The organism is Parabacteroides faecis, assembly GCF_014647375.1.
Lineage (GTDB): Bacteria > Bacteroidota > Bacteroidia > Bacteroidales > Tannerellaceae > Parabacteroides > Parabacteroides faecis.
On sequence record NZ_BMPB01000015.1, the window covers coordinates 55911 to 71014 of the forward strand.

The window sequence follows — 15104 nt, forward strand, 5'->3', positions numbered from 1 at the left end:
TCATTTGTTTCAGGTTACGAAAAAGCATTCTAAATCTAAGGTATATAAATCTTTGTAAAATAGTTTTTTACATGAAGATCACAATATATGTAAAAATGTTACTTTTTAAAAAATGAATCGATGGCTTCGTTGTCGACTGTCGTTATTCTTCCGGCAGAGATGTTGGCCGTACGGAGGAACGGTTTTAATGACTCAAAGCCTGAAAGATCGTTCTTGATCATATTACTGTAAGTCTCATTTTCGAACTTTGCAGTTTTATCTTCCGGGATATTCTGGATATCTCCCAAATAATAATTGTTTTCGAATTGATTATTCGTGGATGTACCTAAATGGAAAGTACTGATTTCGCTGACATAGAATAAATTATCCCGTACTATCGTACTGTCTGCATCGCCGTAAGAAGGAGTGATGCAGATCAGGCTGCGCTGTACTTCTGGTGCTTTCTTTTTGTTGACGTGAATGATATTATTGTAAATCATCGTTTTTTTTGCCGGACCAGCTATATGGATAGTGGGGGAGAAGTAGCCCGATTTTGTTAATCTGGTCCGATTACCGTCGTTGATACTTATATTTCCCCGGATGATTGTATTATTTGTCCCTACATTTTCCGGCATAGTGGACTCTCCCGTGTCACAGACCAATAGGAAACCTCCTTCATTGTCATGACTGTAATTATATTGTATAACTGTGTTGTTACAATTGTTATCAGAATCATACCCTTGTGCATCTCCCGGAGCTTTGTGATCGGAAACTTCATTATATTGAATGAGAGTATTATCGCAACTCCATGGCCAGATACCAGCAGCATATTCTCCTTCCGGTAGCATATCTGTACAATTTCTCATTATGTTATATTCTATTAGCGCTCCGTCACATCCTATAGGAACGATACCATCGCCGGGAACTTCTTCAATAAGGTTGTTTTTGACTACAACATTTCGGTTCGGATACCAGAAATCGCGTGTTGAGTATCCCCACCAGATCATGGCATTGCGTTCGCAACGGCGAATCGTACAATCTTCTATGGTCAAACCGTCGAATGTACTGGGGATTTTTCCTTCATTTACGATATAGATACCAGATCCACCACCTTCTTTTTTCATCAGACTTCCGTTTACGTCATGGATGTAAAGTCCTTTCAGCAGGATGGAATGTGCTGTTCCGTAGTTATCCAGATGAACTTTAATACCTGTTCTGTTCGGTAGGCGTTCTTTTCCGGTATTAATGATTTCTAGATTTTGAATAGTTATATATGAAGAGTTATATACGTATACGGCATAGGCAGAGTTATCATATCCGACTATGCACGGATTATTCCCTCTATCCCCATAAGCATCGATGATGATCTGCTGTTCAGGAGTACCTGTTCCTTTTATGTGAAGTTCTCCGGTAAATATTTCTCCTTTCTTTAAGAGAACTTTATCTCCGGCTTTTAAATTAAGTGATTGAATTTTATTGAGACTTTTCCAGGCTTCTTCCGGTGAAGTCCCTTGATTGTTATCATTTCCTGCGGTAGCATCTAAATAATAGGTATGAGAACAGGATGTAAAATAGCCGGTTGAAGGGGAACATGCACAGAAAAGAATAACGAGAAGAAATGTCAATGATTTAGTCTTTTTCCATTGCATAAACAACTTATTATTAAATCGGGCAAATGTTATCCCTTTCATAGGAATAGTTTGAATAGAGAATATGGATGTTACCAGTTTCATTCGTTTTATTATTGAGTAAATTAGTGAAAGATAATCAGGAGAACTCTGTTTTATTAAAAATTCTCCTGGTTATATAGTTACCATCCCGGATTTTGACCTAATCCCGGATTTATATAAATTTCAGACTGGGGAATCGGATATAGATACATACAATCTTTAAAGATTCTTTTTTCAACAAGTACTTTTTGGTAATTGAAAGAACCATCTTCATTTTTAGTAATATCTACTCCATAAATGTCGGTTGTTTGATCGGCTATTTTCCATCGTCGGATATCCCAGAAACGGTGATCTTCGAATGACAACTCCACCCTACGCTCGTTTCTTAGTTTCGCTTTGAATTCTTCGGTAGTTAAATTGTCCGGATATCCCGGCATGTCTACATGGGTTCGTTCCCGTATAATTTTAACAGCTTCATTTGCTGATATCGGATAACCTTCTTTGTAGTGAGGATCTCCGTAAGCTTCCATCATTGCTTCAGCAAAGTTTAATAATACTTCGCTATACCGCATGATATTCCATACATGTCGCTTGCTGGTGACAAATTCACTTTTTAAACTGGTACTGCCGTCTACATATTTTCTTAAATAGTAACCTGTTACTGTTGCATTTTTCTGGGGTTTTCCGCTTCTACCCCCATACCAACATTCTACTTGTTGATCATAGACCCACCAGGCTCCGTTCTGTGCAACCAACTCATACATTCGGGGATCTCTCCCTTCGTAAGGGTTTTGAGGATCGTAGTTTGGATCGGCATGTTCGTATCCGGCGTTAGGAATAACAGGTAATCCACTCTCTTGCATTTCATACGCTTCCACCAGATTTTCGGTTGGACAATGTCCGGTGCTTCCGCCTCCTTCTATTCCAATTGGAAAGTTAACACGTTCAAACCAATTGTCTTCTCTTTGCATAACGCCGAAAATCAGTTCATTATTATTTGTGTAGTTGTTATTCCAAAGACTCCATAAGTCGGGAAGCGGCATATAGCCGAAATCCCAGGCATTATCAATAACGTCTGCTGCAGCTTTGGCTGCCGATTTCCATTTCTCAATATCATTGTTCGGATTGAATAATGGACTGGCTGCATAGAGTAGTGCCCTTGATTTTAAGGCCATGGCCGCTCCTCTTGTAGCACGTCCGGTCTCGCTTTTGATCAACTCTTTATAACTGATGGGTAGGTGAGGTGCTATGGCATCACATTCATCAGCAATAAACTGAATGATGGTCTCAAATGGAGTGCGTTTCTGCAGATTAGCCTCTTCTTCTGTTAGAAGTGTTGTGATAAGAGGTATGTCTCCGTAACGTTTGGCTAACTCAAAATAGAAATAGGCACGTAGGAAGCGAGCTTCGTACGGATAGTATTTGAATTGAGCCATGATATCATTATAATCTTCATTGTGCTTCAGATCTTCGAATTCCTGACCTTCCGTTTCTTTTAGAAACATATTTACAGCACGGATTCCTTTGAAATAGTCCCATTTGTCATCAAGTGTGTTGATCGCACTCCATGCTCCGTTGTTGAAACTATGTACAGGTGAAAGATTATCAACGAAAATAGCTTCATCGCATGCAGCTGACCGCATGGCATCATCACCTATTGTACCGAATGCAGCCGGAACATAGGAGTAAATATTGGTCAGAAAGTTACTGGTATATTTGAAACTGGAAAAAACAGCTTCTTTTTCCAGAAAATCGGATTCGTCGTGGTCCAGATAGTTACATGAACTTATACTGAAAGCGAGTAAACATATAAATAATTTAGTTTTCATTCTTTTGTTGTTTATGAGTTTGATATTAGAATGTCAGGTCGAAACCAAAATGAACGGACCGTTGTGCCGGATAAGATTTCCATATAACTTCGGGATCTGTCTCTTTTACATTATCCAGAGAGAATAAGTCCATACCTTTAACAAACAGTCTGAATTCCTGTAAGCGGAATCGCTCGATAACATTTTCCGGTAATTTGTAATAAGCTTCAGCCGAACGTAGTTTCAGGAAAGAAATGTTCTTCATGAATACAGAGTTACTCCGGTAGTTATTGGCACTTTCCGTGGTAGTCAGACGTGGATAAATGGCATCTGAATTATCAGCACCAGGTCTCCAGCAATTTTCTAGATAATGTGTAGAAATCGTTTGATTGTTCATCAAAGGATAGTAAAGGCTACTAAGGTCCCGCTGTACAGTATAGTGGCCTGCTCCTTGGAATTGAGCATTGATACCGAAACCTTTATATTCTAGATCGAATCCGGCTGAATAGAAAATTTCCGGACATTGCGTATTATATCCCATAGGAATAACATCCAGTTCGTCGATTCGTTTATCTCCATTTTGATCTTTGTATTTTAGATCCCCTGGGTATACAGTTGAAAATGTCTGTGTCGGACTATTATTGATATCTGCCTGATCTTTAAAGAATCCGATCACTTCCAACCCGTAAAATTGATTTATCCGTCCTCCCGTTGATTTAAGGTAATTATACGGTTTAAAAGCTTCATTCATCTCAATAATCTTATTCCTTGAAAAAGTAAACTGACCGTTTATATTAAAAGCAAAATTACCAATATGTTTTCCTATGTTCATTCCGATTTCAACACCGTAATTATTTACTATTCCGTTGGGAGAATTTGATGCCGTTGCACCAAAAAAGCCGGAAGTAACGTTTCCGTTCGGAACCATAATGTCGTATCTGTGATCAAAATAAGCCTCCAGATTGAAATCTATTAAATTCAATAAGCGCATATCAATACCGAGATTCGCTTTGCTACTTTTCTCGAAAGTCGCATTTAAACTAGGTAACTGACCTTCTGCTATACCGCCGTTACTTATGAAGTCATCGCCAAAGATGAATCCTCCGCCACCTCCAAAAGGGTACTTATCCATATTTTTCCAAACATCATCGTTTCCGGTTAAACCATAGGATAAACGCAGTTTCAGTAAATCCAACCAAGTGGCTTCTTTTAAGAATGCTTCTCTGTTAAGTAGCCAGGCCGCAGATACTGCAGGAAAGAATCCCCAGCGGCTATTTTTAGGTAAACGGCTGGTTCCGGATACAGCCATGTTTAGATCAAAGTAGTATTTGTTCATTAAGCCATAATGAGCATTCGCTACGATGTCCTGGTGCATATACGTGTTATGTTGTCCCAGATAAACGTTTTTATCTTGTTTGTAACGGATCGATGCAAACAGATTGCTTGAAGAAAATGATTTCTGATAATTCAATGCGAACTGAATATTGGAATGGCGGTTTTGATCATTTAGCCAACTGTTGAATCCTAATTGTTTTTCTTCTTTTCCATATTGTGTATTAATAGTATCTGTTGGAATCCCTTCACTATTAAGATGAGCAATATTCGATTCATACAAGTATTGTTTGGCACGTGTGTCCCATGTTTCCGAATAGGCATCGAAACCAATACGAAATTCAGCGCTGACTCCGGGCAACCAGGAATCCAGATCCTGAGTCAACGTCATGTCTGCCAATAATGTGCGGGCATGCGAGGTACTGTAGCCCGTTGAAGAACTTTCTGCAACGGGATTTTTGGCGTACATATCCGAGCCCCCCCATATACCATTATGCGTTTTAACAGGAAAGGCATTTGCCGGAAGGGTGTATAGTGTACTCATAAGAGCATCATCAGAAATTCCTCCGGGTTCGTATTTCTCTTTTATTTTACCAGATAGATTTACTTTTACGTGAGTAGAAGATGTGATATCTATATCGAGATTCGTTCGTACATTCAATATCGAATTTCCGAATTGAGTAGAGTAGGAATCTTGATTGGTGTTTTTAAGTAATCCTTTATCTGATATAAAGTTGAGCAATGAATAATAACGAATACGATCAGAACCTCCGTTAGCCGTAAAATTGACCTGGTCACGTTGTCCATGATCTCGCAGGGTTTCTTTTATCCAATCTACGTTAGGAAAAAGCGTTGGGTATTTTCCACTCCGGTAGGCATCAGTTTCTTGTTGTGTATAACGTTGAGCCAACCCTTCGTTTGTCAGTCCTTCGTTAACAGCCTCTGCGTAGGTTGCTGCATCGACCATTTTAGGAAGACGCATTGGTGTTGTGATGCTATGTTGATAAGATACGTGAATATTGGCTTTCCCCTTTTTCCCTCGTTTCGTTTTTACCAGCATAACCCCATTGGCTCCTCTGACTCCGTAAGGTGCTAATGCTGCTGCATCTTTTAAAATAGTAACGTCTTCTATTTCTTCAAGGACCAATGAGTTGATGTCGCGTTCCAAACCGTCAACAAGCACTAATATGGAGTTGTTGACCAGAGAACCGATTCCGCGAATATTCATACTTGGATAGCCTTCTCCGTCACCATATCCACCATTTTGCCGGATAAAAAGACCGTTCAGTTTTCCAAAAAGAGCATTTGCCGGGTTAATGTTGGAACGTTTCATTAGTTCTTTGCTATTGACAGAAGAAGCTGCAATCGTTGTTTCATCGACCTGTTCATCTGCCTGTCCTGTCACTTTTTCACTCTGTGCCCAAACAGATGGAGTGGCACACAGAAAAGATAGTGATATGATTGGAATTAATTTATTTCTCATGTTATTTCTCAAATTTAGTATTCGTAATAAAGGTTATCACCATCCCGGATTCTGAATCAACCCATATGCTTTATTGATTTCATTACTGGGAAATGCACTCAGATACCATTTGGGTGAGAACTTGCCGGGATTTGCCCACTGTCTGAGTTCTCCGTTTTCTGCCGGTTTAAATAATTTGTATTCATAACTGAATTCTCCCGTTTCCGAATTTTTAGTAATAACTACACGATGGGGAGTTTTCTGAAATATATCAATTCGTTTGTATCGTATCATATCGAACCAACGTACTTCTTCATAAGCAAATTCACAAGCACGTTCTGTCAATATGGCTTCAAGGAATTCCTCTTTGTTAAGTCCTTTCTTTAGATGACCGATACCTACCCGGTTGCGTAATTTGTTGATACATTCGTATGCCAGATTCATGTCGCCGTTTGTTTGGCAAAGAGCTTCTGCGTACCCTAAATATAATTCGGGTAAGCGGAGATAAGGCCATTGTACGACTTTTCCGGAGATTTCGGCGGGCCATTCGAATAATGGACCACCTCCACCGTCGAGAATGAATTTACGAGGACGATAACCAGACATAAAAGCTCCGTAAGAACCCTCAAATTCCTGATAGTGTTTTCCTCCGACATAGATTTCTGCTATACCTCCGTAATATTTGTCACCGTTTACGACCACCGTTTCGTATAAACGTGGGTCCCGTTGGTTGTAAGGATATTTAGGATCATATAATGGACTTTCTGTGATCGGTAATCCATCAATCATAGGGAACATATCGACAAGTTCTTGAGTACCGCATGCGGTTCCTGCATCACCGGCCGTTTCATAATGACTCCATCCCCATGTCCAATAGTCCGGTACAGTGTATCCATAGTGAGTTGCTATGACTGATTCTCCCGTTCCGCGATCCAGATAACCGGAACGGAATGCTTGCCTGGGATCAGATTTGTAGACTAAGTCATATTGTCCGTTTTTATTGAGTTCGTCGAAAAATGCTTTATGGGCGGTCAGAGCTTGATCCCAAAGTTCAGATTTGTAACTACCGAACCATACTAAGTGATTGCTGGCAGCTTCTCCTTCCATGTAAGGACTGGAGCTGTTAAATAGCGGACTTGCTGCAAAAAGCAATATACGAGCTTTTAATCCCATGGCGGAAGCTTTTGTTAAGCGTCCTTCCCATTCCCGATTTTCACTGGCGGACATAGCCCATGGTAACACAGTAGCTGCTTCATCTAATAATTTTATAATGAAATTTAATGTCTCTTGTGCTGTTCCTCTCTCTCTATGCATATCTTCGTTTGCAGTGTAAGCATGATCAATGATAGGAACACCGCCATAATGCCGGAATATATCGCAGTAGTGCATGGCAATAATAACCTTTGCTTCTCCTTTCAAACGTACTTTTTCGCTTTCTTCCATGTCTGGTACCCTATCCACATTTTCAATGAATAGCCATGCTCTGCGAATACCCGACCAGCACGGTCTTTGATAATAGCTGTATTTTGAAGAGTAACCGTTATTTTCATAATCGGCGGAATAGGTTCCATTGTAATGGATCGCAGCTCCTGATACACCGTCTGTCCATACATTGGAATAGACCAAATCAGTTAAACAATCCAACGGATCGGATCCCATTAGCTGGTTTCCTTGATTCCCCAAATTTAATCCGTAATGTAATGTGGCATACGCACTCCATAATGCAGTACGGGCATATTGGGCATTTGAATAAATGACGTCGATGTCCACATCGTTGGAGGGAGCTTTTTCCAAAAAATCATCGCCGAATTTCAGATCCTGACAAGAGCTGAGTGTGCACATGAAACCTGTTACGACGAATATATATTTGAATATAGAACGCTTCATATTTATTATTATATTTGATTAGAAATTAAGATTTAAACCGATGTTGAAGATCATTTGAAGAGGATATTCAAACTGTTTGTCATCAGTAGCCTCCGGGTCAGCAATCTTCAAATGGTCGAAAGTCAACAGGTTCTCACCGGATGCATAGATACGCATGTTTTTTAGATAGATTTTTTTCATCCAGTTTCCTTTGAATGTATATCCGATCTGTAGGTTTTTTAAACGCATATAAGAAGCATCTTTCAGCCAGAGTGTTGAATTACGTGTATAATTATTTGCGTTTGCTGCTCCTGAAAAACGAGGAGTTTTTGCCGTTTCCGTAGTTTCCGGTGTCCAATGATCATCGATCATGTATTGCAGTAATCCATAATTACCGCCGCCGAACGGAACACGAAGTCCGGCACTGATAAAGCGGGACACTTTACCTGTTCCGACCCACAGCATACTGAAATCAAAACCTTTATACTCAAAACCGATAGTGGCACCTGCTGTTAATTGTGGGTAGATTGGGTTACCGATCGGGCATTGATCGTTATCATCGATTATATTATCCCCATTCAGATCTTTGTATTTGGCATCTCCGGGTTTCAGATCCAACTTATGATCCGGTAAATTTCCGGATTTTATATCATTCTCTGTGACAAATCCGTCAAAGATGAAGCCGAACGGTTGACCGACAGACTGACCTGTTTCATACAGCCAGGGATATTTGTGCGGTATTTCATCTTTGTAAACAATTGTATTTCGGGCATACGATAAATTGGTGTTGATCCAGTACTTGAAATCACCTATATTATGATTCCATTTCAATACCAGTTCGAATCCTTTATTATTAACTTTACCAATGTTGACGACAGGCATTGTGATAGCTATAAAATTAGGAGCTGTATTACGTGTAGTCAGGATATCATGACGTTTCTCTATAAAATAGTCGAAAGAGCCCGATAAACGATCGTTCAATAGGGAGAAGTCCATACCATAATTTTGTTTTCCTGCTTTTTCCCATGAAACGAGAGGGTTACCCATCTGAAGTTCAGTTGCTCCGTCACGGTTACCGGAGACATCGACGCCGAAATTGTAGCTTGTCCCGTAAGGATCGTAGGCATCCGGCAGATAGAAAAAACGTGATTTTGTATTCATCAGGTCATTACCTACGATACCATAAGAGCCGCGTATCTTCAGATAATTGATGAATGATTGATTTTTCATGAATTTTTCTTCGGAGATGATCCAACCAGCTGAGAAGGCAGGAAATATACCATAACGGTGACCTGGAGCAAAATTTTCAGATCCGTTATAACCAATGTTGAAGTCTACCATATAACGGTTGTTATAATCATAAGTAGCGCGTCCAACCAGGCCTACATAACCGCGTGGAATACTGGTATAGTTAAATTGGTTGGGATCAGGATACTGATCGCGCCACTGGTTGTAAAGAATTAATCCTCCTACGTGGTGATTTCCAAATTTGCGGTCATAATTCAAGCTACCTTCCAGATACCAGTTACGTCCGCGATCAGTCGATTCTTCAAAATAAAGTTGAGTTTCTTCTCTGAATTTGCGGAAGAATAACTCGTTGGTATCGGGATCTCTGTGAGCAGTATAATAAGGTATTTCTTTATAACGATTTTTGGTATGTGTATAACCACTGTTATAAGAACCTTTTATCGTGACAGAAAGCCCTTTAGTGATAATATCCAGCTTTTGTTTTAATGAAAGGTCTAAATTAATTTCATTATAAATTCTCTGATTATACCCTTTACCGAAAAAGCATTCAAAAGGATCTGCATTTTCGAGTGCACCTTTATCCCATCCGATATTGTCTGGACTGGTGTGTATCCATTTACCCTCATAGAGGCCTGCTCCTCCAAAAGGTGTTACACGAGTCAGAAAAGTAAATAAATTACTTTTGGTGTTAGGTTCACGAGTATCTTCCAGACGTCCACCCAGGTTAATACTCAATAAAGTCGTTTTAGTTACATCTATATCTAGATTGGCACGATAATTATATCTGTTATATGTGAAATTGGAATTATAACCGGCATCAAATGAACGGAACAGACCGTCCTGAGTTAAAATTCCGACAGAGGTAAAGTAACGTACACGGTCTGTACCTCCAGAGATATTCAGGTTATGCTGGGATTGGAAAGAAGTTGGTTTCATAATCAGATTCATCCAATCCATATCAGGATATAATAAGGGATCTGTCTGATTCTTAAATGCATTTAATATGTTTTCATTAAAGACAGGACTAGCTCCGTCGTTTGTTAATTTTTCATTGAAAGCGACTGCATAATCGTAGCTGTTGGCATATTCATATACACGGATAGGTTTTTGTAGACTTGCAGATGTGGAAACAGATATTTGCGCTTTTCCTTCCTCTCCACGTTTGGTCGTAACCAAAATGACTCCGTTAGCACCTCGTACACCGAAAACAGCTGTTGCTGAGGCATCCTTCAATACTGTCACATTATCAATTTCATTCGGATCGAGACGAAAGAAAGAACGTTCCACTCCGTCGACCATGATGAGTGGAGCAGCCCTTTTGGCATCCAAAGAACCTATGCCTCGTACGAATATGGCAGGATCGTCGGCTCCTGGTTGACCGGAATATTGTATCGTTGATAATCCTGGAACTTTACCTGTTAATGCCTGTGCCACATTAGGAACAGGTGACTTCAAGATATCCTTGCTTCCGACTGAAGAAAGAGCACCAGTCACTGTTACTTTTTTCTGTGTACCGTATCCGATAACCTGAACTTCTTCCAGCATTTCAGAATCTTCGCTCATTATAATAGTAAGAATCTTGTTATCTTTTACAGGAACGATCTGTTCTTTGTATCCGATATAAGAGATTTTGAGTTTGGCAGATGTTGATGGTATGTTCAGGGTGAAATTTCCGTTACCATCTGTCATAGTACCAATTGTTGTTCCTTCAACGATGACATTGACTCCAGCCATAGGCTCATTGAATTCGTCTTTTACAATACCTTTTATGGTTATTGTCTGTTGTGTTACTACAGTGGTACCTGTAGTGCGTTCATTTGATGAAGTAGGAATGTTTATTGCTTTTTCAGCTTGTACTTTTGGGGCAATGACAATACTAAGAAAAGCAAACATGAAACTTCGTAATACAAGTTTTTTCATTCACATTTGATTTAGATGTTTTCTTTATTAGTAAGGGCAAAGTAATGAAATATAAGGTTTAGTCAGCAATGAGAAATTATTCAAAAATGTTTGAATTTTATTCATTCAACCCGAAAGATGGTTAAAAATGAGATTATTTTATCCTGATTGTTATCTGTTTTATAGGTAAGTAAGGTTCGCAAAAAAAATTATTTGTTTACAACATAATATTTGTAGTCTTGTTCTAAATAATATAGAGTATTTATATGGATCGTTGATGATTTTATTTTTATAGGATGATCTATTGATGAAATTGAGATGAAAAAATATGGGGCGAGGTAAGAAAATAATTAAGTATATTTTTCCGATAGTAGGGCTATTGGTTGTTTTTCTTACTATATTAAATCTTTATCTGGCTAACCGTTTGGAGCGATATCTGAAAGTAGAACTGAGTCAGCGAACAGCTGAAGCTACAGATGGTTTTTACAATCTGACATTCGATGACCTGTCTATCGGTTTCGTGAAAGGAGAACTAAAGATTGAAGGTGTCAGGTTGATGCCTGACTCGACTGTGTTTCAACAATGGAAAGCTATCGACAGCCTTCCCCGTACATATGTGAAGGCAGAGATCGGCGTGATAGACTTCAAAGGTGTGAACCTGACCTGGCGTTGGAGCTATAAAGAACTTCATTTTAACTCGTTCGAGATAAAAGATCCTCGGATAGAAGTGTTTGACTCTTATTATTCGGGGCGTATGGAGAAAAAGATACGGCATGCTGAAACGAAATCTTTGTATGAAGTGATCTCCCCTTATATTAATGTCTTAAGTGTAAGGACACTGAACCTGTCTGATGCCAGCGTTTTTTATACTGTCGAGAATCCTGTCACACCGATTGTTTACGGGCTGGACGATGTCAGTTTCCGTGCATACGGTTTTTTACTGGATAAAAATTCATCACAGAGTGGTAAGTTACTTTACTGTGATAACTTCGAGTTTGTCACGAACCAACCGCAGACTCTGCTAGCTAACAACGACTTTCTTCTCCGGACTGACAGCATAAAACTTAGCACGCAGGACTCGATTATTTATATAGAGAAGATACGTTTGATCCCGCAGGATAGTTTGTGGACGGAAAATAAGCAACGCCCGGACAGTTATGTCGATGCACAGGTCAAAACCGTAGAGGTCAACGGTGTTCATTTTAAACGGGAGGAAGCGCTGAATTATCTGACGGCGCGTTCGTTTGAAATATCTTCATCGGATATTCAAATATTTAACCTGGCTGGCAATGATTCGGAGGTTAATAAACCGGTTGACGGTGCAGCGAAGATCGATACCGATTCCCTGGTACAGGCCTTGTCGCTTTATGATATTATTTCACCGGTGCTTCATAGCGTTTCAATAAAAACAATAGGGATTGATGCCGCGAAAGTAACCTATTCGCAAGCAGTGAAAGATTCGGTGGAAGTCTATAAACTGGATAATTTTAATTTCCAGGCAACCGGTTTTCTGATCGATTCGCTTGCCGAAGAGAAACACGGATTGTGGTATTCTCAAAACTTTGCTTTTGAAGCAACCGGTATCAGTGGAAATATGACGGCACGCAATCATCGTTTCGATGTCGAACGTATGGCGTTGGATACAGAGTCCGGAGATTTTAGCATCGAGAAAATTCGTTTGAAACCGATATCGGTCAACTCCCGGAAAGATTATATGTCCGGCAGTATTGACACATTGGCTATGAAAGGTTTGCTTTATGACAAAGGAATCAGTGCCGACCTGTTCAAGATAGACCGTCCGGTAATTTATTATTATAAATCACCGTCTTATGCGAAAAAGAATAAAGAAGTGAAAGCGCCGGTCGATCCGAGGGCAGATGTTGAAAGTATCCTGAATCCTTTATTACAATATTTGTCTATCAAGCGGATCGATCTGAATCATGCCTATGTTACGTTGAATGACCGGAGTGTTCCTGATCCGGTTGTCTACAAATTGAAAGATTTTAATTTTTATGCAACCCGTTTTCTGGTGAATGACAGTACAAACCGGAGCGGCAGTCTATTCTTTGCCTGCGATCATTTCGGTTTTAGTTTCAGCGATTTCGATAATTATTTACCGGGTAAAGCCTATCGCCTGGCTGTGCGGAAAGGAAATTTCTCAACATCAAAAGGTGTATTGAGTTTGCAGGACGTGAAACTGCTTCCACAGGATTCTTTATGGCAGCTGGGGGCGGATTCATATATTAGTGTAGAAACTCCGATGGTCTATGCTACAGGATTGAGCCATTTGCCTCAAAAGTTGCTTCAACATCTGGATGCAGCCTCCCTACATGTCGAATCGCCTGATATACGAATGTTGAAAAAGGATGGTAGTTTATTGCATCTCACACTCCATGATTTGGAAATTGCTAAGATCGCCTGGGATAGCTTGCATTTTTCTGTCGGTTCGATAGATCTGTCTGAACCAGTTATCCGCTATCAGGCCGGAAACTCACCTGATACGATAAAGGTAAAAAAGAAATCTCCCCTGATCATATCGAATGATATCTATGAAGCAGTCAACCGTTTCACTCCTGATCTTTCACTGGGGAAACTGAATATTTCCAATGCTGTATGGGATCGTGATACCGCAAGCCTGTTTTTGGAAGGATTGCATCTCAATGCAAAGGACCGGATATTTGGATTGAAAACCGTCCGCTTCGCTACCCGGGATCTGGCATTCCCGTTGGATAATGGTTTTTATACGTTGAAGATAGGAAAGGTTAATCTGGATAATACCGATCTGAACTTGGAAAATATCCATCTGGTTTCTACCTATCCGAAGATGGAATTTGCTTATCGCCAGCCTAAGCATCAGGATTGGTTCGATATTAAAGTCGGTAAACTGGGATTATCGGGAATTGATTTACCTGCTTACTTTTCGGAGCAGATAGTCCGGATAAAAGAGGTGCAGATCGACGATGCAGAACTTCAAAACTTCAAGAATCAGCAGATTGCTGTTCCCCGCCATATTGTACCGATGATCTATTCCGGTTTGCAGAAGGCTCCGGTGAAAGTGGCTATCGACAGTCTTGGCGTGAATAACTTAACCGTTGTCTACGAAGAATTATCGAAAAAAGGGATACAACCGGGTAAACTCTTTTTCACGGAAATGAACGGTAAATTTTCAGGTTTTACCAATATAGTCTTTCGTCCGGATCAATATATCCGTCTGGATGCGAATGGCAAATTGATGGGCAAAGGCTATTTTACCGCTACCTGGATGCTTCCGGTCGATTCCCTGAATGACCGTTTCCTGCTGGATGCACATCTGGCAGACTTTGACCTGACTGCGCTGAACGAATTGATCACTCCCCTGGCTTTTGCTAAGGTAGAGAGCGGCAGGCTGACAGACTTCACATTCAGTACGGAAGCTTCAACAAAAGGAGCCACAGTCGAGATGTTATTCCTTTACAGAGATTTGAAAGCAGAGATAATGAAGGAAAAAAATGGTGAAGTGATCGATAATAAATTTCTCTCCCGCCTGGCCAATCTGGTACTGAAACATGATAATCCTGATCATCCTGAGCAGGGTACGCACCGGCCTCGTTATTCCCAATTAAGCATAGAGCGTGATCCATACCATTCTACATTCAATTATTTATGGCAGATCCTTCGTCCGGCACTGACAGAATCGGTGGGTGTCTCTAAAAAGGCACAGGATGTGGCCAAGGGAGTGACTGGATTTTTTACTAAAGTGAAGAACTTTTTCCATCCTAAAAAGAAGAACCGGCAAGAGGTAAAAGTTTTCGGACAAAATGAACCAGACAGTGAACTAATCCCGGACTGAACTGTTTTAAC

The 15104-nt window shown here is 40.1% G+C and carries 6 protein-coding genes; 1 reads left to right on the forward strand and 5 read right to left on the reverse strand.

The window, feature by feature from the left end; all coding sequences use genetic code 11:
- Window positions 1–98: 98 nt before the first annotated feature.
- From IEY67_RS20405 to IEY67_RS20425, 5 genes are all read right to left on the reverse strand, one after another.
- Entirely contained in the window at window positions 99–1670 is a 1572-nt protein-coding gene (locus IEY67_RS20405; RefSeq protein ID WP_373292272.1) for a right-handed parallel beta-helix repeat-containing protein, read from the reverse strand.
- A gap of 119 nt (window positions 1671–1789) precedes the next feature.
- On the reverse strand, window positions 1790–3478 hold the full coding sequence (locus IEY67_RS20410) for a RagB/SusD family nutrient uptake outer membrane protein (RefSeq protein WP_221267832.1): 1689 nt from the start codon (window positions 3476–3478) through the stop codon (window positions 1790–1792).
- Between the two features lie 25 nt (window positions 3479–3503).
- Window positions 3504–6272: a SusC/RagA family TonB-linked outer membrane protein gene (locus IEY67_RS20415; RefSeq protein WP_183672212.1), complete on the reverse strand. Its 2769-nt coding sequence runs from the start codon at window positions 6270–6272 to the stop codon at window positions 3504–3506.
- Window positions 6273–6308: 36 nt separating this feature from the next.
- On the reverse strand, window positions 6309–8138 hold the full coding sequence (locus IEY67_RS20420; RefSeq protein ID WP_183672213.1) for a RagB/SusD family nutrient uptake outer membrane protein: 1830 nt from the start codon (window positions 8136–8138) through the stop codon (window positions 6309–6311).
- 18 nt (window positions 8139–8156) lie between these two features.
- The gene (locus tag IEY67_RS20425; RefSeq protein WP_183672214.1) at window positions 8157–11285 is read right to left on the reverse strand and encodes a SusC/RagA family TonB-linked outer membrane protein; all 3129 of its coding nucleotides are present in this window, start codon (window positions 11283–11285) and stop codon (window positions 8157–8159) included.
- 307 nt (window positions 11286–11592) lie between these two features.
- Here IEY67_RS20425 and IEY67_RS20430 point away from each other — a divergent pair, with 307 nt between their 5' ends.
- Window positions 11593–15093, forward strand: a complete 3501-nt coding sequence (locus IEY67_RS20430; RefSeq protein WP_183672215.1) for a hypothetical protein — start codon at window positions 11593–11595, stop codon at window positions 15091–15093.
- Window positions 15094–15104 lie beyond the last annotated feature (11 nt).